The sequence below is a fragment of the Lysobacter sp. A289 genome, from assembly GCF_054072675.1.
The window spans coordinates 907,997-926,838 of sequence record NZ_JBSVRN010000001.1 but is presented as its reverse complement, the minus strand read 5'-3'; the positions used below and the strand labels follow the sequence as shown (position 1 = coordinate 926,838).

At 64.6% G+C, this 18,842-nt stretch carries 17 protein-coding genes; 12 read left to right on the top strand and 5 right to left on the bottom strand.

The window, feature by feature from the left end; all coding sequences use genetic code 11:
- Positions 1-4: 4 nt before the first annotated feature.
- The 4 genes from ACW5DN_RS04305 to ACW5DN_RS04290 all read left to right on the top strand — a co-directional run bounded on the left by ACW5DN_RS04305 (position 5) and on the right by ACW5DN_RS04290 (position 3,327).
- Positions 5-907, top strand: a complete 903-nt coding sequence (locus tag ACW5DN_RS04305; RefSeq protein ID WP_456961508.1) for a pirin family protein — start codon at positions 5-7, stop codon at positions 905-907.
- Positions 908-915: 8 nt separating this feature from the next.
- A complete protein-coding gene (locus tag ACW5DN_RS04300) occupies positions 916-1,353 on the top strand; it encodes an OsmC family protein (RefSeq protein WP_456961507.1) in 438 nt (145 codons plus the stop codon).
- A 172-nt stretch (positions 1,354-1,525) separates the two neighbouring features.
- Complete coding sequence (locus ACW5DN_RS04295; RefSeq protein ID WP_456961506.1) at positions 1,526-2,422, top strand: pirin family protein; 897 nt, start codon at positions 1,526-1,528, stop codon at positions 2,420-2,422.
- Between the two features lie 164 nt (positions 2,423-2,586).
- Positions 2,587-3,327, top strand: a complete 741-nt coding sequence (locus tag ACW5DN_RS04290; RefSeq protein WP_456961505.1) for an SDR family NAD(P)-dependent oxidoreductase — start codon at positions 2,587-2,589, stop codon at positions 3,325-3,327.
- A 64-nt stretch (positions 3,328-3,391) separates the two neighbouring features.
- Here the strand turns inward: ACW5DN_RS04290 and ACW5DN_RS04285 are convergent, their stop codons facing one another.
- Together ACW5DN_RS04285 and ACW5DN_RS04280 are read right to left on the bottom strand one after the other, a co-directional pair.
- A complete protein-coding gene (locus tag ACW5DN_RS04285; RefSeq protein WP_456961504.1) occupies positions 3,392-4,825 on the bottom strand; it encodes an aldehyde dehydrogenase family protein in 1,434 nt (477 codons plus the stop codon).
- 57 nt (positions 4,826-4,882) lie between these two features.
- The gene (locus ACW5DN_RS04280) at positions 4,883-6,529 is read right to left on the bottom strand and encodes an acetolactate synthase large subunit (protein WP_456961503.1); all 1,647 of its coding nucleotides are present in this window, start codon (positions 6,527-6,529) and stop codon (positions 4,883-4,885) included.
- A 183-nt stretch (positions 6,530-6,712) separates the two neighbouring features.
- Between ACW5DN_RS04280 and ACW5DN_RS04275 the strand changes: the two genes are divergently transcribed.
- On the top strand, positions 6,713-7,669 hold the full coding sequence (locus ACW5DN_RS04275) for a DUF5996 family protein (protein ID WP_456961502.1): 957 nt from the start codon (positions 6,713-6,715) through the stop codon (positions 7,667-7,669).
- 3 nt (positions 7,670-7,672) lie between these two features.
- Positions 7,673-9,481 (top strand): monovalent cation:proton antiporter-2 (CPA2) family protein, encoded by a 1,809-nt coding sequence (locus ACW5DN_RS04270; RefSeq protein ID WP_456961501.1) that lies wholly within the window; start codon positions 7,673-7,675, stop codon positions 9,479-9,481.
- A gap of 35 nt (positions 9,482-9,516) precedes the next feature.
- Here the strand turns inward: ACW5DN_RS04270 and yedA are convergent, their stop codons facing one another.
- A complete protein-coding gene (gene yedA / locus ACW5DN_RS04265; protein WP_456961500.1) occupies positions 9,517-10,455 on the bottom strand; it encodes a drug/metabolite exporter YedA in 939 nt (312 codons plus the stop codon).
- A 171-nt stretch (positions 10,456-10,626) separates the two neighbouring features.
- On the opposite strand from yedA, the gene ACW5DN_RS04260 reads away from it, so the two are divergent.
- From ACW5DN_RS04260 to ACW5DN_RS04235, 6 genes are all read left to right on the top strand, one after another.
- Entirely contained in the window at positions 10,627-11,667 is a 1,041-nt protein-coding gene (locus ACW5DN_RS04260; RefSeq protein ID WP_456961499.1) for an NADP-dependent oxidoreductase, read from the top strand.
- A 79-nt stretch (positions 11,668-11,746) separates the two neighbouring features.
- Entirely contained in the window at positions 11,747-13,138 is a 1,392-nt protein-coding gene (locus ACW5DN_RS04255) for a M28 family metallopeptidase (protein ID WP_456961498.1), read from the top strand.
- Between the two features lie 87 nt (positions 13,139-13,225).
- Entirely contained in the window at positions 13,226-14,599 is a 1,374-nt protein-coding gene (locus tag ACW5DN_RS04250; RefSeq protein ID WP_456961497.1) for an RNB domain-containing ribonuclease, read from the top strand.
- 100 nt (positions 14,600-14,699) lie between these two features.
- Positions 14,700-14,921 (top strand): hypothetical protein, encoded by a 222-nt coding sequence (locus ACW5DN_RS04245; RefSeq protein ID WP_456961496.1) that lies wholly within the window; start codon positions 14,700-14,702, stop codon positions 14,919-14,921.
- Positions 14,918-15,511 (top strand): DNA-3-methyladenine glycosylase, encoded by a 594-nt coding sequence (locus ACW5DN_RS04240; protein ID WP_456961495.1) that lies wholly within the window; start codon positions 14,918-14,920, stop codon positions 15,509-15,511. Before ACW5DN_RS04245 ends, ACW5DN_RS04240 begins: the two co-directional genes overlap by 4 nt.
- Positions 15,512-15,620: 109 nt before the next feature.
- Positions 15,621-16,493: an NAD(P)/FAD-dependent oxidoreductase gene (locus ACW5DN_RS04235; protein ID WP_456961494.1), complete on the top strand. Its 873-nt coding sequence runs from the start codon at positions 15,621-15,623 to the stop codon at positions 16,491-16,493.
- 13 nt (positions 16,494-16,506) lie between these two features.
- On the opposite strand, the gene ACW5DN_RS04230 is transcribed toward ACW5DN_RS04235, so the two are convergent.
- Positions 16,507-17,895 carry a replication-associated recombination protein A gene (locus tag ACW5DN_RS04230; RefSeq protein ID WP_456961493.1) on the bottom strand — a complete coding sequence of 463 codons (1,389 nt, stop codon included), beginning with the start codon at positions 17,893-17,895 and terminating at the stop codon, positions 16,507-16,509.
- An 81-nt stretch (positions 17,896-17,976) separates the two neighbouring features.
- Positions 17,977-18,714, bottom strand: a complete 738-nt coding sequence (locus ACW5DN_RS04225; RefSeq protein WP_456961492.1) for a hypothetical protein — start codon at positions 18,712-18,714, stop codon at positions 17,977-17,979.
- Between the last annotated feature and the right edge of the window lie 128 nt (positions 18,715-18,842).

Genomic DNA, 18,842 nt, shown 5'->3' with positions numbered 1-18,842 from the left:
CGACATGGTTGAACTGATCATCGAACAACGGCGCCGGCAGCTTGGTGGCGGCATGGAGGTCGGCCGCGTGCTGCCCTTCGCCGAACGCCGTATGGTCGGACCGTACATCTTTTTTGACCATATCGGTCCCATGGACATCCCGGCCGGTGTGGACCGCAGCGCGGACGTGCGCCCGCATCCACACATCGGCCTGTCCACCGTCACCTACCTGTTCTCCGGGGAGATGATGCATCGCGACAGCCTGGGGTACGCACAGGCGATCCGCCCGCGGGAAGTCAACTGGATGACCGCCGGCCGCGGCATCACGCACAGCGAACGGTTCGAGCGCGCGCGGGCACAGGGCGACCACCTGCACGGCATTCAGGCCTGGGTCGCGCTGCCGGCCGAGTACGAAGAGGTGGATCCTGGCTTTTCGCACCACGCCGGCGACGACCTGCCGCAGTGGAGCGACGGCGGTGTGCACGGGCAGCTCATCGCAGGCACCGCCTACGGCCTCACCGCGGCCGCAGCGACGCATTCGCCGCAGTTCTACGCGCACCTCGATATGGACGCAGGCTCGACGGCGGAAATCCCCACCGGTTATTCCGAGCGCGCCGTGTACATCGCCACCGGTGCGGTGGAGCTCGACGGCGTCACCTATACCGCCGGCAGGATGCTGGTCCTGGGCAAGGGCGCATCACGGCTGCGGGCCGTGGAGCATTCGACGGTGATGGTGCTCGGCGGGGAGCCCGTCGGCGAGCGCTTCCTCTACTGGAACTTCGTGTCGTCATCGGAGGAGCGGCTGGCGCAGGCTGCAGCGGACTGGAAGGCCGGCCGCATGAAGCTGCCCGATGCCGACGACGCCGAGTTCATCCCCCTGCCCGACGATCCCGCGCCTCCCGCGCCTCCCGCGCCCGCCATTTCGTGAGGCCTGCGATGAAAGACGACACGGCACGGCATGCCAGCCTCACCCTCGGCCGGGCACAGGCCCGTATCGGCGATGTGCCCTATGCGGTGACGATGCGTATCGATGGGCACGCGATCGTCGCCGACGAACCCGAGGCGTTGGGCGGGCACAACGCTGGCCCCCGCCCGTTCGGCCTGCTGCTCGGTGCGCTTGGCGCATGCACGTTGATGACGCTGCGGATGTATGCCGAGCGCAAACAGTGGCCGCTGGTCGCGCTGGATGTGCAACTGCGCTACCTGCGGCCGCGCGAGGACGGTGCGGATCGCATCGAGCGGGTGCTGGAGATCGTCGGACTGGACGACCCACAACGGGCGAAGCTCGCCGATATCGCCGAACGCACGCCGGTGACGCTGGCGATCAAGAGTGGTGTCGCGATCGACACGCGTCTTGCAGCAGAGGCGGCATGACACGCACCTCCGGTGGTTGTTGCCGGCCGCCAGTTTCAGGTTGCGCATTGAGCAAGCAGGGTTGTCGATCGTGCCTCTAAATCATGTGAGGCAGGTCAGCGACGATGGGCACTCATGCCGGGGCGGTGCCGGCTCGGCGAGAACGCCCTGAACCACGAGAAGGACTTGGCCAATGTTTGAGAGATCGATTGATCGTGTCATCCGGATACCCGCGCTGGGCCCAGGCTTCGGCGGCGACAGGCATAAGGCTACTTTGGTGATTGCACCGGGTGATCTGCCCGCAACCGATCCCTTCTTCCTCATGGCCGATGACAACATCACGCGCGAGGGAAGGTTTGGGGAGTCGCACCCCCATGCCGGGCTCGAGACCGTCACCTTCATGCTCAACGGCACGATGGAGGACACCGGCGGGCGGCTGGAGGAAGGCGATGTCGAATGGATGACGGCTGGCAGCGGCATCGTCCATTCCGAGAACGCGATGGTCTCCACCGGGATGCGTCTGTTCCAGCTTTGGCTGATCCTGCCTGAGGCGCAGCGCAACATGCCGCCACGGGTGCAGATCCTGCGCCGCGCCGAGATGCCTGTGCACGCTGAGCCAGGCGTCCTGGCAACGGTCTACAGCGGCAAGTCAGGGGACGCGGCGGCACCTGCGATGAACGCTGTTCCGGTGACGTTGATCGATATCCGGTTGGAGCCAGGGGCCACCTTCGCATCGCATCTCCCTGCCTCCTACAACGCGTTTGTGGTGGTGATCGACGGTGAGGTGGAGGCCGGCGTCACAGCCGAGATACTTGCCAAAGGTACGGTGGGCTGGACGCGACCCATGGGCGACGGCGACAGCCTGCTTGCGTTGCGGGCGGGTGAAGGTGGCGCTCGAGTATTGCTCTACGCCGGACAGCCACAAAACATTTCGGTGGTTGCAAAGGGACCGTTCATCGCCGGGTCCCAGGAGGAACTGGCCGGCTACTATTCCGCCTATCGTCAGGGGAAGTTCCCCCACGCCGGCACGATGCGTCCTGTCACCTACTCCAGGGACGGCAGTAGTTCGACTACTTGGGATCCAGTCTGACAAGTCGTTGTTCGTTCCAGCGTTCCCATGTGTGCAACACAGCCTGACGAGAGACAGGGCTACCGTGCACAGCAGCTGGATGAGAAGGTTCACCCATCAACCTTCCCACAGCGAGAACAACTCACGTGGGCCCTTGAACCAACCATGTTGAAAAGGACGAACCTATGATCGATTTGAATGGAAAGCGTGCATTGGTAACCGGTGGATCACGGGGCATCGGTGCCGCGATCGCGCTGGGGCTCGCAGAGAACGGCGCCGACGTCGCCTTCACCTACCAGAGCTCGGCCGAAAGAGCTGAAGCGCTGGCCAAGTCCATCGAGGCCACAGGGCGGCGCGCAATCCCCATCCAGGCCGATAGCGCCGATCCGGACGCCATCACGCGCGCCGTGAGCGAAGCCGTCTCAGCGCTCGGCGGGCTCGATATTCTCGTCAACAGCGCGGCCATCGGCCACAACGGAATGATCGCCGACCTTGATGTGAGCGAATATCAGGCCGTAATGGATATCAACGTACGAGCGCCAGTGCTGTTTGCGAAGGCGGTAATCCCGCACCTCTCCGAAGGGGGACGCATCGTCACCATCGGTTCGGCCCTGGGTGAGCGGGTTCCGTTCCCGGGCATCACACTTTATGCGATGTCCAAGGCGGCACTTACCTCCTTCACCCGCGGCCTTTCGCGCGAACTTGGTCCCAGTGGCATCACCGTGAATCTCGTGCAGCCCGGGGCGACCAATACGGAATCAAATCCGGCGGACGGCGCGGCTGCCGATCTCCAGCGAAGCCTGACGTCGTTGGGGCGCTATGGCGAGCCGCGCGAAATCGCGAACGCCGTAGTCTTTCTTGCAAGTCCCGCGGCGAGCGTGATCACGGGCGCCATCCTGACCGCCGACGGTGGCGCAATCGCCTGATCGGTTCTGATATTCGCCAAGACATTAGCCCTGCTGCCTTGAATTTCGCTCCCGCAGGCGCGCCTTACGGTCGGCGAATCACCAAGTTGCGGATTTCGGTCATGTCTTCCATCGCGAAACGCACGCCTTCGCGGCCCAGGCCCGAATCTTTGACCCCGCCATAGGGCATGTTGTCGACGCGGTAGCTGGGCACATCGTTGACCACCACGCCGCCGACATCGAGATGATCCCAGGCGTCGAACATCTTGAACAGGTCGCGGGTGAAGACGCCCGCCTGCAATCCGAATTTGGAGGCGTTGACCTCGGCGAGTGCGGCACTGAAATCGGTGAAGCTCGACAGCACTGCAACAGGGCCGAACGCCTCTTCGATGACAATCTTGGTGTCAGCAGGCACGGCTTCGAGCAGGGTGGCGTCGAGCATCGCGCCGTCGCTGCTGCCGCCGCAAAGCAGAGTGCCGCCGGCGGCGATCGCCTCGTTGACCCAGGTTTCGAGCCGTGTCGCTTCCTTGACATCGATCATCGGGCCGATGAACGTGTCGCGCTGCTTGGGGTCGCCCGCCACCAGCGTCTCCGTCCTGGCGACCAGCATGTCGCGGAAGCGGTCGTAGACATCGGCATGGATGATGATGCGCTGCACCCCGATACAGCTCTGCCCCGACTGGTAGAAGGCGCCGAAGATGACGCGCTCGAGCGCATCGTCGAGATCGGCATCAGCATCGACGATCACCGCGGCATTCCCGCCGAGTTCGAGCACCACCTTTTTCTTGCCGCTGCGCGTCTTGAGATCCCAGCCGACATCGGGCGATCCGGTGAACGAGAGCAGCTTGAGCCGGTCGTCGGTGGTGAACAGGTCGGCACCGTCGCGGCTGGTGGGCAGGATCGAGAATGCGCCTTTGGGCAGGTCGGTCTCGGCAAGCACTTCGCCGATGATGATCGCGCCCAAGGGGGTCCGGCTCGCCGGCTTCATCACGAACGGACAGCCCACCGCGAGCGCCGGAGCGATCTTGTGCGCGGCCAGGTTGAGCGGGAAGTTGAACGGCGAGATGAAGGAACACGGTCCGATGGGCACACGCTTCCACATGCCCTGATAGCCCTTGGCGCGCGCCGAGATGTCGAGCGTCTGGACCTCGCCGTTCATCCGCACCGACTCCTCGGCGGCGATGCGGAAGGTGTCGATCAGTCGGGCGACCTCGCCCTCGCTGTCCTTGATCGGCTTGCCCGCCTCGACGCACAGCGCGTAGGCGAGCTCGTCGAACCGCTCGGTGAAGCGGGTGACGCAATGAGTGAGCACCGCCTGGCGCTCGTAGCTCGCCATCCGCGCCATCGGTTCTGCCGCCTCGACCGCACCCGCGATCGCCGTATCGATCGTCGCGACATCGGCCCGCGCGACGCGGAACGCGACCTCACCGGTGAACTTGTCAGTTACTGCGAGATCGGTGTTCGGCTGCTGCGCCACGTTGTTGAGATAGAGCGGATAGACGGACTTGAGCTTGGTCATTCGAAACTCCGGGGCCGCGCCCCGCTTTCCGGCGAAAGCCGGGGAACGGGACAGCTATTACAGTTCTTTCGACAGCTTCTTGATGTCGATGTTGAGGATCTGGTCGTTCTCCGAATAGTCGACCGGGCACTCGATCAGATGGACGCCAAGCGTGTCACGGGTTTGCGCGAGCAACTGCTTGAGATGCTCCGCGCTTTCAGCGCGATGGCCGAACGCGCCATAGCTTTCCGCGTACTTGACGAAATCGGGGTTGCCATAGGTCAGCCCCCAGTCCTTGAAGCCCATGTCCGCCTGCTTCCAGCGGATCATGCCGTAGCTGTTGTCGTTGAGGATCAGCACGGTGAGGTTGAGCTTCAAGCGAACGGCCGTCTCCATTTCCTGGCTGTTCATCATGAAGCCGCCATCGCCGCAGATCGCCATCACCTGGCGATCGGGATAGACCATCGCCGAGGCCATGGCCGAGGGCAGGCCCGCGCCCATTGTGGCGAGCGCATTGTCGAGCAGCACGGTATTGGGGCGGTAAGCCGGATAGTCGCGCGCGAACCAGATCTTGTACACCCCATTGTCGAGGCAGATGATGCCGTCTTCGGGCATCGCCGCGCGGACCTGTTCGACCAGAAAGGACGGGGTGATGGGGAAGCGTGCATCGCCCGAGATCGACGCGGTGTGCGCGACCTGGCCCTTGCGCGCCGCCAGCATCGCGTCGAACTTCCAGCCCCCATTGGGAACGATGTCCTGCTTGATCTGCCAGATCGCGTTGGCGATGTCGCCGATAACCTCGATCTGCGGGAAATAGACCGGATCGACCTCGGCGGTCTTCGACGAGACATGGATCACCTGCGCGCCGCCCGCATGCATGAAGAACGGCGGCTTCTCGATCACGTCATGACCGATATTGACGATCAGGTCGGCGGACTCGACCGCGCGGTGGACAAAATCGCCCGCTGACAGAGCCGCGCAGCCGACAAACCTGGGGTGACGTTCGTCGATCACACCCTTGCCGAGCTGAGTGGTAAGGAACGGGATGCCGGTCTTCTCGATGAACTGGAGCAGCATCCGGCTGGTCATGGTGCGGTTGGCGCCTGCGCCGATCACCAGGATCGGCGACTTGGCGTTTTCAAGCGCAAGCACCGCAGCGCGGATCGACTTCACATCGGCAGTGGGGCGCCGCGTGTGGCTGCGTGTGAGCGGCAAAGATTCGGTCTTCTCGTTGGCGACATCCTCGGGAAACTCGATATGCGTCGCGCCTGGCTTTTCCTCTTCTGCGAGCCGGAAAGCCTCGCGCACCCGGCTGGGGATGTTGTCGGCGCTGGCGAGTTGATGGGTGAACTTGGTCAGCGGCTTCATCATGCCGACCACATCGAGGATCTGGAAGCGGCCTTGCTTCGACTTCTTGATCGGCTTTTGCCCGGTGACCATCAGGATCGGCATGCCGCCAAGCTGCGCATAGGCGGCGGGGGTGACCAGATTGGTCGCGCCCGGCCCCAGGGTCGCCATGCATACCCCCGCCTTGCCGGTATGCCGGCCATAGGTCGCGGCCATGAAGCCTGCGCCCTGTTCGTGCCGGGTAAGGATCAGCTGGATCCTGGTCGAGCGGCTGAGGCTGTCAAGCATGTCCAGATTCTCCTCGCCGGGAACCCCAAAAATGTACTCCACCCCCTCTTCCTCCAGACACTGGATGAAGAGATCGGATGCTTTGGTCATGATGAGAATTCCTTCGGAGCGGGCCGCTTATCGGGACAAAGTCTGGCACACCATTGTCTGTTCCAGTGTTCCTGCGTGTGCAACACAGCTTGACGCGAAACAGTGCTACCGCGCACAGCAGCCGGATGAGAAGTTACATACTTGAGGGGACTTCCCCGCGCGCCAATCGATGGAGCTGATCGGATGACTGATCGAAACCGGCAACAGAACAACTGGCCTTCCCTACCCTACGACGTCTGGGCGGAAACCTGTACCGCCCTGCATCTGTGGACCCAGATCGTCGGCAAGTACCGGTTCGCGCACACGCCGTGGGTGAATCACTCTTGGCACGCCACGCTCTACGTCACGCCACGTGGTCTTACGACGGGTGCCGTGCCCGACGGCGAGGGAGACCTCACGCTGACCTTCGACTTCCACGAGCACGCGCTTGTGGGTGAAACGCGCGATGGGCGCGAGAGCTTCCCGCTGGAGGCGATGAGCGTGAGCGAGTTCCTGGAGCGCACGTCCCGCATGGTGGAACGGCTTGGCGGGCGGATGGACATCCATGGCGCTCCCAACGAGATCCCGGATGCGAAGCCGTTTGCTCAGGACACCGCGCGCCGGCCATACGACCGGGAGGCGGTCCGGCGGTTCCACAAGGCCTTGTTGCAGATTGACCGGGTATTCACGCGGTTTCGCACCGGCTTCCTCGGCAAGGTTTCGCCTGTGCATTTGTTCTGGGGATCCTTCGATCTGGCCGTCACCCGGTTCTCAGGCCGCAAGGCGCCCCTTCATCCGGGCAAGGTTCCGGCGCTTCCCGATGACGTTACGCGGGAGGCCTATAGCCATGAGGTGTCTTCCGCCGGATTCTGGCCAGGCGGCGGCGGTGTGGACGAGGCGATGTTCTATTCCTACGCCTATCCAGCGCCCGACGGCTTTGCCGACCATGCCGTCGAGCCGGCGGCGGCCCGCTTCGACAAGAAGCTTGGCGAGTTCGTGCTGCCCTACGAGGCCGTGCGAACCAGCGCTGATCCCGAGGGCGACCTGATGCGCTTCCTGCAATCAACCTACAAGGCCGCCGCGGATCTGGCCGGATGGGACCGGCAGGCGCTCGAATGCGACGTCGGCATCCCGCGGGTACCTCGCAAGTTGCACGTCTGAACAATGGATATCGCGACCATCGAAACCGGCCACAGCGCCGGTGACCTGATCCGCCTGGTCTCGCTGCTCGCCGCCGCAGTGATCGCCGTACCGCTGTTTCGTCGAATCGGCCTGGGGTCGGTGCTGGGATATCTGGCAGCCGGACTCGCCATCGGCCCCTTCGGGCTGGCGCTGTTCTCCGATCCGGGCGCCATCCTCCACATCGCCGAACTGGGGGTGGTGATGTTCCTGTTCGTCATCGGACTGGAGATGCGTCCGAGCCACCTGTGGCAGCTGCGGGGACAGATTTTTGGATTGGGTACCCTGCAGATCGGCGCGGCCGTTGCCGCGCTGTCTGGCGTAGGCATGGCGTTGGGGTTCCCCCCGGCAGTCGCCTTCATCAGTGGGGCCGGCTTCGTGCTGACCTCGACCGCCATCGTCTTCCAAGTGCTGGGCGAGCGCGGCGACCTGGCCACCCCTGCTGGCCAGAAGATGGTTTCGGTGCTGCTGTTCGAGGACATGCTGATCGTGCCGCTTCTGGCACTGGTGGCATTCATGGCGCCCGCCGCGCCCGAAGCTTCAGCGGGAGCCCGGTGGATGGAGGTGCTTTGGGGGCTCGGTGCCATCCTGGCGCTGATTGTGGCCGGGCTATGGCTGCTCAATCCTTTGTTTCGCATCCTCGCGGCCTCAAAGGCGCGCGAGGTGATGACCGCCGCGGCGCTGCTGGTCGTGCTGGGCTCTGCCCTACTGATGGAACTGGGCGGGCTGTCGATGGCAATGGGTGCGTTCCTGGCGGGTGTGCTGTTGTCGGAGTCGACGTTTCGGCACCAGCTCGAAGCCGACATCGAGCCGTTTCGTGGCCTGCTGCTGGGGCTGTTCTTCCTGGCGGTGGGCATGTCGCTGGACCTGACGGTGGTGACAGCCAACTGGGTTCTGATCGCAGTTGCGGTACCGGCAATGATGCTGGCCAAGGGTGTGTGCATCTACCTGGTGGCACGGTTGCTGCGCAGTTCGCACCATGAAGCGCTCGACCGCTCGGTGCTGATGGCCCAGGGCGGTGAGTTTGCCTTCGTGCTTTATGCGGCGGCCGCCGGGGTCGGACTGATCGATGCGAGCGTCAACGCCAACCTGACCGCGATCGTCGTTCTGTCGATGGTGCTCACCCCGATGATGCTGATTGTCGTTCGACCTCTGCTTCGTCGCGGGGGCCCTTCGCTCGAGGGCATCGACCCGGCGAAGAGTCTGCGCGCTAGCGTGCTGGTCATCGGGTTCGGGCGCTTCGGCCAGGTCGCCAGCCAGTCGTTGCTGGCCGGCGGCATGGACGTGAGCATCATCGACAACGACGCGGACAGGATCCGCAATGCCGAGCGCTTCGGCTTCAAGGTCTACTACGGCGACGGATCGCGCTTGGACGTGCTACAGGCTTCCGGCGCCGAAAAGGCACGTGCCGTTCTGGTCTGCATCGACGACCCGAAGGCCGCCACGCGCATCACCGAACTGGTGCGCTCGGCATTTCCAAACACAATCTTGATGGTGCGTGCCTACGACCGGGCGCACGCCCGCGAGCTGGTCCACGCCGGAGTCGACGTGCAAGTCCGGGAGGGTTTCGAGTCGGCGATGCTGTTTGGGCGCCGTGCGCTCGAGTTGCTTGGAGTGAACGTGCTCGCGGCCCAGACCGTATCCGATGACATCCGTGCACGCGATGCCGAACGCTTCGCCCTGGAAGTGTCGAGCAACGACGATCGGGCCGGAATGGACAAGCTTTTCCAGAACCGTGAGGGGACCCGGGTGGAGCCAGTCCCCTTCGTCGAGCCCGAGCGTCAAGCACCGTGACTCCAAGTGCGGAGCGCCTCCCCTTGGCCACGGCCTCATCGAGCGTTGCGGGTTCTCGCTGTCTTCGACAGGGTAATGATGACCACTCCGGCCAGGATGATCGCCATACCGACGAGGTCATAACGGCCGACATGTTCGCCGGCCAGCAACACGCCGAACAACACCGCCACCGGCGGGTTGACATAGGCATAGCTCGTGGCGACCGCCGGTCGTGCATGCTTGAGCACATACAGGTAGGCGCTGAAGGCAATGATCGAGCCGAATACCCCCAGGTAGACCAGCGCCAACGTCGCGCGCAGGGTCGGCGCGGCCGGCAGCGTTTCGCCGCTGGCAAAGCCCACGCCAAGCAGGGCGACGCTGGCACACAGCATCTGCGCCGCGGTGTTCATCGGTCCGACCGGCATGTCCTGGCGACGGCTCCAGACCGAGCCGAATGCCCAGCACGCCGCCGCGGTCAGCAGGGCGATCGCACCCAGACGCTCGCCGGACAGGCCGCTGCCCATGTTGAGCACGATCACGCCGGCGAAGCCGACCAGCAGGCCAATGGTTTCCCGGCGCGTCGGCCACTGTCCGTACATGCCGGAGAACGCCGCCGCGAACAGCGGCATGCTGGATACAGCAACCGCCGCGATGCCCGAGCTCACCCGCTCCTGGGCGAAGCACACCAGGCCGTTGCCAAACCCGAGCAGCAGCAAACCGGTGATCGCCGCATTGCGCCACTGCAGGCGGGTCGGCGTGGCGTGCCCGCGCCAGTGCAGGAACGCGTAGAACGCCACGCCGGCACCGAGGAACCGCAAACCCGCCAGTAGGAACGGCGGATAGCTTTCCAGTGCAAAGTGGATGCCGAGGTAAGTGGAACCCCAGACCACGTATAGCGTGAACAGGGCTAGCGGGATCAGCACGCGCGGCTCGAGGGCCGACGAGGCCGGCGAGGCCGGCGACGCCATTGTGGCGGGGGTGGAGCGATCAGACATGGGGGGCGTGCCGTTCCTGGGTGCCGCATTATCCGTGAGTCATGGAACGGGCACGAGTGCCACCGGCGGAACTATCACCGATCGCTTCTTCATGGTTTGCTCTGAACCGATGCAGGAGAATCTACTCCAGCCGCCTTTCCAGTCCCAGTTTCGACCTCCGAGGTAAGCACCATGTCCAACACCGAAACCGTCAATCGCCAGATCACGCTGGCCTCGCGTCCGGTCGGCGCCCCGACCGTCGACAACTTCAAGACGCTGGAAACTCCAGTGCCGACGCCTGCCGAGGGCCAACTGGTGTTGCGCAACGTGTATCTGTCGCTGGATCCCTACATGCGCGGCCGCATGAGCGACGCACCGTCGTACAGCGCGCCGGTGGGCATCGGCGAGGTGATGGGTGCCGGCACCGTGGCGAAGGTGGAAGCCTCGCTTCACCCCGATTACCGGGTTGGAGACCTGGTGCTGGCCCAGGGCGGCTGGCAGGACTACGCGTTGTCCGACGGCAGCGGCCTCAACCGGCTTGATGCGGACATGGCGCACCCCTCGCTCGCCCTGGGCGTGCTGGGCATGCCCGGCTTCACCGCCTACATGGGCCTGCTCGACATTGGCCAGCCCAAGGGCGGCGAGACGGTGGTAGTGGCCGCTGCCAGCGGCGCGGTCGGCTCGGTGGTCGGCCAGATCGCCAAACTCAAGGGTTGCCGCGTGGTGGGCATCGCCGGTGGCGCGGAGAAGTGCCGCTACGTGGTCGACGAGTTGGGCTTCGATGCCTGCATCGACCATCGCGCGACTGACTTTCCGCAGCAGCTGGCATCGGCCTGCGCGGACGGCATCGATATCTATTTCGAGAACGTCGGCGGCGCAGTATTCGATGCGGTGTTGCCGCTGTTGAATACCAAGGCCCGGATCCCGGTGTGCGGTCTGATCGCGCATTACAACGACACTGAGCTGCCGCCGGGCCCGGATCGCCTGGGACTGCTGACCCGCACGCTGCTGACCAAGCGCATCAGGATGCAGGGCTTCATCATCTTCGAAGACTACGGCGACCGCTACGGCGAGTTCCTCAAGGAGATGGGCGGTTGGGTCAAGCAAGGCAAGGTCAAGTTTCGCGAGGACGTCGTCGAGGGACTGGAGAACGCGCCACAGGCGTTCATCGGCCTGCTTGAAGGCCGCAATTTCGGCAAGCTCGTGGTTCGCATTGTTCGGCCACATGGCTAAAGGCTGGCGGGTGCGGCGAGTGGACTGTCTCCGGTAGAGTTCAAAAGTCAGCTCATACAACCCAACACGGACGCCATCCATGTATCGATACTTGCTTGCCGCCGCTGCCAGTCTCGCCTGTGCGCCAGCGATGGCTGCCACGGGCACGACTCCTCCGGCCACGGTCCCGGAATTGCACGACATCGCACGGGCGCCCTCACCCACCCGGATCGAGGCCGATATCCGCACCCTGGTCGACTTCGGCACGCGTCACACACTGTCCGACACCGAGTCCGACACCCGTGGCATAGGCGCTGCGCGGCGCTGGATCAAGGCCGAATTCGAGCGGATCTCGCGCGACTGCGGCGGTTGCCTGGAAGTAATGGTGGTTGGCGACACCGTATCCGGGGAGGAACGCATTCCCGAGCCGGTCGAGGTCGTCAGCGTGATTGCGATCCAGCGTGGCAGCAGCGATCCCAAGCGCGTGGTGGTGATGTCGGGTGATATCGATTCGCGGGTATCGGACGTGATGGATCACACGTCTGATTCTCCCGGTGCCAACGACAACGCCTCGGGCATTGCCGGGACACTGGAAGCCGCCCGGGTGCTGTCGAAATACGAGTTCAACGGCACGATTGTCTATGCCGCGCTTGCTGGCGAGGAGCAAGGCCTGTTCGGCGGCAAGATCCTGGCCGAGTACGCGCTGGAGAACGACTGGCGGATCGAGGCTCTGCTCAACAACGACATGATCGGCAACATTGCTGGCATCAACGGCGTCATCGACAACACCACCGCACGCGTGTTCTCCGAGGGCACGCGGGTCAACGAAACCCCGGAAGAAGCACGCGCGCGCCGCTTCACTGGCGGCGAGGTCGACTCGCCCTCGCGCAACCTCGCCCGCTACATCGACCGCATGGCCGACCAGTACGTGCCGAACCTGGACGTGATGATGGTCTACCGCCTCGACCGCTTCGGCCGCGGCGGCCACCACCGGCCGTTCAACGATATCGGCGCGCCGGCGGTGCGGGTGATGGAGACCAACGAGAACTACCACCGTCAGCACCAGGACCTGCGCACCGAAGACGGCATCGCCTATGGCGACACCATCGATGGCGTGGACTTCGCCTATGCCGCCAAGTTGACGGCCCTGAATGCGGTCAGTCTGGCCGGTATGGCCTGGGCGCCGCCACCGCCAGCGGAGGTCGAGATCGAGGGCGCGGTCAGCCCCGACACCACCTTGCGCTGGACCCGACCGCCTGCGAACCAGGCCCCGGACCTCGCGGGCTACCGCATCCACTGGCGACTCACGACCGAACCGCAGTGGAGCCACAGCATCTACGTAGGCAACGTCGCCGAGCACACGCTGGAGAACGTCGTCATCGACAACTACTTCTTCGGCGTCTCGGCCGTCGGCAAAAACGGTGCGGAGAGTCCGGTAGTGTTTCCGGGCGCGGCCGGAAGTTTTGGCGGCTACGCTGCGAACCGACCCTGACCTCAAGCAGAAGGATAGCCAGTGCCGACGACACGCCGCTTACGCCTTGGTACTCCGCAGGATCCGGTATTGGTTCGGGGCATGCGGATGCTCCAGCAAGAACTCGAGCTGCCGAGCTCGTTTTCGCCTGAGGTCGAGTGCGCCGCCGTAACCGCGGCAGCCAACGCGCGACTTCCCGACGAGGATCGCACCGACATCGCGCTGGTCACCATTGATCCACCCGACGCGATGGACCTGGACCAGGCGCTGTTTGTCGAGCGCAACGGCGATGGCTATCGGGTCCATTATGCGATTGCCGATGTCGCCGCATTTGTCAGCGCCGGCGATGCGATCGATCTGGAGGCCAACCGTCGCGGGGAGACGTTGTATGGCGCCGACAGCAAGATTCCACTGCACCCCAAGGCGTTGTCCGAAGACGCCGCCTCACTGCTGCCCGGGCAGGTGCGGCCGGCCTTGCTGTGGACGATCGACTTGGACGCCGGCGGCGAAGGCGTCGCCGTGGACGTGCATCGTGCCCGAGTCCGCAGTCGGGAAAAGCTTGATTACGCCGGCGTGCAGCACGAGATCGACAGCGGCAAGGCTGACCCGATGTGGGCAGTCCTGCGTGAGATTGGCGAGTTGCGGGAGATGCGTGAGCGACGTCGTGGTGGCGTCAGCCTGCCACTGCCGGAGCAGGAGGTTCGTATTGACGGTGGTGCGTGGACGATTGAATTCCGCGCCCGGCATCCGGTCGAGAACTGGAACGAGCAAATCTCGCTGTTGACCGGCATGGCGGCCGCGCACCTGATGGTGCAGGCCGGTGTCGGTTTGCTGCGCACCCTGCCCGATGCCGATCCGCGTGCCATCGCCCGGCTCCACCGCACCGCCGACGCGCTGGAGATCGACTGGCCCGAAACACTCTCCTACCCCGACTTCATCCGCTCGCTCGATCCACGCCAACCACGCGACGTGGCGATGGCGACCGCGTGCACCTCGGTGTTGCGCGGAGCGGGCTATCTCGCGTTCACCGGCAGCGTGCCCGAGGATTCGTGGCATTCGGCGCTGGCGGCCCAATACACCCACGTCACCGCACCGTTGCGACGGCTGGTGGATCGTTACACCGGTGAGACCTGCGTTGCGCTGTGTGCCGGTGCGCCGGTGCCGAAGTGGGTGCTGGATGCCCTGCCCGGCCTGCCGGCGACGATGCAGGAGTCTTCGCGGCGCGCAAGCCGCTACGAGAACGCCGTGCTTGACCTGGCCGAAGCGACGGCGCTGGCGCCGCGCGTGGGTGAAACGTTCGCCGGCGCGATTGTCGAGGTCAATCCAAAGAATCCCGGCCAGGGTGAGGTCATGTTGCGCGATCCGGCCGTGCTGGGACGCGTGAACGCGGATTCCGATCTGCCGTTGGGAGCCAAGGTTCGCGTGCGGCTTGCCCAGGCGGACCCGGTGACGCGCAGGGTCCGTTTTGAACTCGTGACCTGAGCCGCTCCCGACCAGCGAACGCCGCCTTGCTGTCGCACCTTCACACCCGGGTTCCGGGAGCTGCCGTAAATTTCAATCGATTTCATTCGGGAGTTTTCCCATGAGCAATCGAGACCAGAAAGACCCGCCTGGGAGCGATTCCAAACCGCGCCCGTCGCAGGCGCCGGAATCAGCGGAGGAGCGCCGGCAACGCGAGCAACACCAGAACGAGAACCAGGATGAGGCCTTGGAGGAAACCTTTCCCGCAAGCGACCCGGTCTCGCCGTTCGTGGCTGCCAAGCGACCCGACCCCACCAGGACCCGACCAAGCTCGCACGATTGAGTGCCCCCGCCCGCCGCCACACAGCGCTGCCGCGAAAGTTCTACCGGCGCGACCCGCGTCAGGTCGCCCCGGAACTGCTCAACAAGGTCCTGACAGGACCGGACGGGCGCAGCGGACGCATTGTCGAGGTCGAGGCCTATTGCGGCGAGGCGGATCCGGCCGCGCACACTTATCGCGGCCAGACCGCGCGCAACGCGACGATGTTCGGGCCGCCGGGGCACCTGTACGTGTACTTCACCTACGGCATGCACTGGTGCGCCAACGCGGTGTGTGGCGACCCGGGCGAAGGGGTCGCCGTGTTGCTGCGCGCGCTGGAGCCGCTGGAACGGCTGGATCTGATGCATGCCGCCCGGCCGGCGGCGAGGCGCGAGCGCGACCTGTGCAGCGGCCCGGCCCGGCTCACCCAGGCCATGGGCATCGGCAAGGCGCAGGACGGCGACGATCTGTTGGCCGGGCCTTACCGGATACTGGACGACGGTACGCCCCCGCCCGACAACCCGTTCGTGACCACACGCGTCGGCATCACCCGAGCCGTCACCGAACCCTGGCGCTGGTATGTGCGCGGTAACCCGCATGTATCGCGACGTTAATGCGCACACCGTCGCGTTGGCGTGGGGCAAATTCGCCAGTCGACAGCCTTTTCCATGAGGTAATGCAATGACTGTAGATAGCCCTGATACAAGCTGCCTGGATTGTCTGGTGGTCGGCGCCGGCCCTGCTGGACTGACCGCGGCTACTTACCTGGCGAGGTTCCGCCGCAACATCGTGGTCGTCGACGCGGGCGATAGTCGCGCCGGGTTGATACCGGCCAGCCACAACTGCCCCGGCTTTCCCTTCGGTGTCGCCGGCAATGAACTGCTGGCGAAGTTTCGTGCCCATGCCGAGGAGTACCGGGTACCGCTATTGAACGCACGGATCGAGGTGCTAGAGCTTCAAGGCGAGACCTTCGTCGCCAGCGCCGGGAATCGGCAATGGCGAGCACGCAGCATTATCCTGGCCACCGGCGTGGTCGACCGCCTGCCGGATCTGGACGGTGTGCAGGACGCAATTTCCAGCGGCGCAATGCGCCTTTGCGCGGTGTGCGACGGTTACGAAGCCAAGGACGATACGATCGCGGTGCTGGCCGCGGGCCAGGATGCCGTCCGTCATGCCGAATTTCTACGGACGTTCTCGCGCCGTGTCACCGCGATCGCGACCGACGACATCGGCGGCGATACGGCTTTGCACCAGCGCGCGAACGCGGGCGGGATCGCTCTTTGTCCCACGCCGGCGCGTTGGGAGTTGATTGAGGGCGCGTACGAAGCTTGTTTTCATGACGGCGCCCGTCGTCGTTTCGACACGCTCTACCCGGTGCTCGGCGCGAACGTCCAGTCGGGGCTCGCGTCGGCGCTTGGGGCGCAGATAAACGATGAAGGCGCCTTGGTCGTCGACCAGCACATGGAAACCGCAATCCGAGGCGTTTTTGCCATCGGCGACGTGGTCAGTGCGCTCAACCAGATCAGTGTCGCGGTGGGTCACGCCGCCATTGCTGCAACCGCCGTGCACCGGAGATTACCGCCCAATGTCCGCTGAGCGTTCCGATCAATCATGTTTCGTCGGCACCGGGGTCCGCACGCGCCGCCTTGCGCGCGGTGCGCAGCCGGTCGAGTTTTTCTTTTAGCTTGACCTCCATGCCCCGCGCCACCGGCTGGTAGTACACGCGCTCGCCCATCGCATCGGGAAAACCGGTCTGGTCCAGCGCGATCCCGCCTTCGGCATCGTGGTCGTATTGATAGCCCTTGGCGTAACCCAGCTCCTTCATCAGCTTGGTGGGTGCGTTGCGCAGGTGCAGCGGGACGTCCTGGGTGCCGTACTGGCGCACGTCTTTTTTGGCCGTGTTGAAGGCGACATAAACCGCGTTGGACTTGGCGGTGCTGGCCAGGTAGATCACCAGTTGCGCCAGCGCAAGGTCGCCTTCCGGACTGCCGAGGCGGTCATAGGTGTCCCAGGCATCGATCGCCATTTGCTGCGCGCGCGGATCGGCCAGGCCGATGTCCTCGGTGGCCATGCGGGTCAGTCGACGGGCGAGATAGGCCGGGTCGCAGCCGCCATCGATCATCCGGGTGAACCAATACAGGGCGGCATCCGGGTTAGAGCTGCGCACCGATTTGTGCAATGCCGATATCTGGTCGTAGAACTGCTCGCCGCCCTTGTCGAAGCGCCGGGTGCGGTCAGCCAGCACCTGGCTCAGGGTGGCATCGGTAATCTCGCCCTGCTCGCCAGAGGCAAGCTCGGCGGCTATCTCGAGCAAGGTCAGGCCGCGACGGACGTCGCCATCAGCGGCGCCGGCGATCTGCATCAACGCTTCGTCAGACACCTTCAGGCCCTGTCCGCCCAGTCCGTCCTCAGCGTCATCCAGGGCCCGCTGCAATGCGACAGCGATGTCCTGGGCGGACACCGCCTCCATCACGTGCACGCGACAGCGCGACAGCAACGCGGAGTTGAGTTCGAAAGAAGGGTTCTCGGTGGTCGCGCCCACGAACAAGATGGTGCCGCGCTCGATGTGCGGCAGGAAGGCATCTTGCTGGGTCTTGTTGAACCGATGCACCTCATCGACAAACAACACGGTGCGGCGGCCTTCGGCGAATCGCTGTGCGGCCTCTTCCAGCACCACCCGGACCTGCGGCAAGCCGGACAGCACGGCGGATATCGCGCGGAATTCGGCGTCGGTGTACTGCGCGAGCAACAGCGCGAACGTGGTCTTGCCACAGCCTGGCGGCCCCCACAGGATCATCGAATGGGCGTGGCCGGACTCGACCGCCCGGCGTAATGCGGAACCGGGGGAAAACAGGCGGCGCTGACCGACCATCTCGTCCAGTGTGTTCGGTCGCATGCGCTCGGCCAGCGGTCGCATTGCCCGGTTTTCCACGCTGAGCAGGTCTGCAGGGGTGCCGGCGAGATCGATCTGGGGTGAACGGGTTCTGGGCAACTTCATGCCAGTCAGGGAGTCGGGTGAACGCCGTCCAGCGTAACAAAGGACACGCATCTCGCGTGCGCGCTGGCACCCACCGTTGAGTCAGTTGCTGGCGACGGCGGGCTCGGCTTGTTCGGCCCAGTTTGAAGACGTACCCAACTCGTAGTCCACGCGCACCCATTCGCCGGTGTCGCGGTCGTACAACGCGGAAACCTGCGCCGGCGTAGTGCCTTCACCGGAAAATTCAGCGATGCCCAGTGCCCTCAGCTGCACGAAACGTTGGTCGGAAGCGGTCGTGGTAACGCGTTCAATCAGCAATTGCACCGATTGCTGGGAAAATTCACTGGCCAGGGCGGAGTTCACTTTGCGGTCCAGTGCGCGCGCGAGATCGGAATCCAGTTGCAGCACCTCGCCGGCCTGGCCATCGTTGAGCACCAGCACCGGACGGCTCACGCTTGCGGTGGCGGTGTCGTATAACGCGTCGAAGCTCATCGCGATCCAGTCGGTTGCATCGCCGATGCGCAAGCGACCGCTGCCGGACACGCTGCGGTCGCGCACGCTGAGTGGTGCGACATGAACCTTGTCCAGGGTGACCTCAACCCTGCGCGCACCGAACTGATCGCTGATCGCGCCGATCAGTGCCGCTGCCACCGCGCTATCCATCGCCTGCCCGCCTTCACCACGCGACTCGGGGGCATGCAGCGCCTGCGCCTGAAGCTGAGGTACGACCGGCACCGGCACAGGGCGTTGGGCAAGGGCCGTGGTGCAGAACAACCCGGCGGCAGTCATCGCGACAACCGCAAGCGGGCGGATATACAAGTGGGCGAAGTGATGGCGCATCTGGCGGTTCCTGCGGTATCCGGGAGATACCTTGGAAGCCAGCATGACGCTGTAGCCGTCGACAGCTCGTGACGCCAAGTTATTGAATATGAACGGTTTGTCTGTTCACACCGGGCTCACGGAACAAA

Excerpts from the sequence above, each read along its gene's own strand:
- ACW5DN_RS04250 (WP_456961497.1), top strand. The coding sequence starts at position 13,226 with ATGCTCCAGCAAGAACTCGAGCTGCCGAGCTCGTTTTCGCCTGAGGTC.
- ACW5DN_RS04290 (WP_456961505.1), top strand. The coding sequence starts at position 2,587 with ATGATCGATTTGAATGGAAAGCGTGCATTGGTAACCGGTGGATCACGG.
- ACW5DN_RS04225 (WP_456961492.1), bottom strand. The coding sequence starts at position 18,714 with ATGCGCCATCACTTCGCCCACTTGTATATCCGCCCGCTTGCGGTTGTC.
- ACW5DN_RS04285 (WP_456961504.1), bottom strand. The coding sequence starts at position 4,825 with ATGACCAAGCTCAAGTCCGTCTATCCGCTCTATCTCAACAACGTGGCG.
- ACW5DN_RS04280 (WP_456961503.1), bottom strand. The coding sequence starts at position 6,529 with ATGACCAAAGCATCCGATCTCTTCATCCAGTGTCTGGAGGAAGAGGGG.
- ACW5DN_RS04260 (WP_456961499.1), top strand. The coding sequence starts at position 10,627 with ATGTCCAACACCGAAACCGTCAATCGCCAGATCACGCTGGCCTCGCGT.
- ACW5DN_RS04245 (WP_456961496.1), top strand. The coding sequence starts at position 14,700 with ATGAGCAATCGAGACCAGAAAGACCCGCCTGGGAGCGATTCCAAACCG.
- ACW5DN_RS04270 (WP_456961501.1), top strand. The coding sequence starts at position 7,673 with ATGGATATCGCGACCATCGAAACCGGCCACAGCGCCGGTGACCTGATC.
- ACW5DN_RS04305 (WP_456961508.1), top strand. The coding sequence starts at position 5 with ATGGTTGAACTGATCATCGAACAACGGCGCCGGCAGCTTGGTGGCGGC.
- ACW5DN_RS04300 (WP_456961507.1), top strand. The coding sequence starts at position 916 with ATGAAAGACGACACGGCACGGCATGCCAGCCTCACCCTCGGCCGGGCA.
- yedA (WP_456961500.1), bottom strand. The coding sequence starts at position 10,455 with ATGTCTGATCGCTCCACCCCCGCCACAATGGCGTCGCCGGCCTCGCCG.
- ACW5DN_RS04275 (WP_456961502.1), top strand. The coding sequence starts at position 6,713 with ATGACTGATCGAAACCGGCAACAGAACAACTGGCCTTCCCTACCCTAC.
- ACW5DN_RS04295 (WP_456961506.1), top strand. The coding sequence starts at position 1,526 with ATGTTTGAGAGATCGATTGATCGTGTCATCCGGATACCCGCGCTGGGC.
- ACW5DN_RS04255 (WP_456961498.1), top strand. The coding sequence starts at position 11,747 with ATGTATCGATACTTGCTTGCCGCCGCTGCCAGTCTCGCCTGTGCGCCA.
- ACW5DN_RS04230 (WP_456961493.1), bottom strand. The coding sequence starts at position 17,895 with ATGAAGTTGCCCAGAACCCGTTCACCCCAGATCGATCTCGCCGGCACC.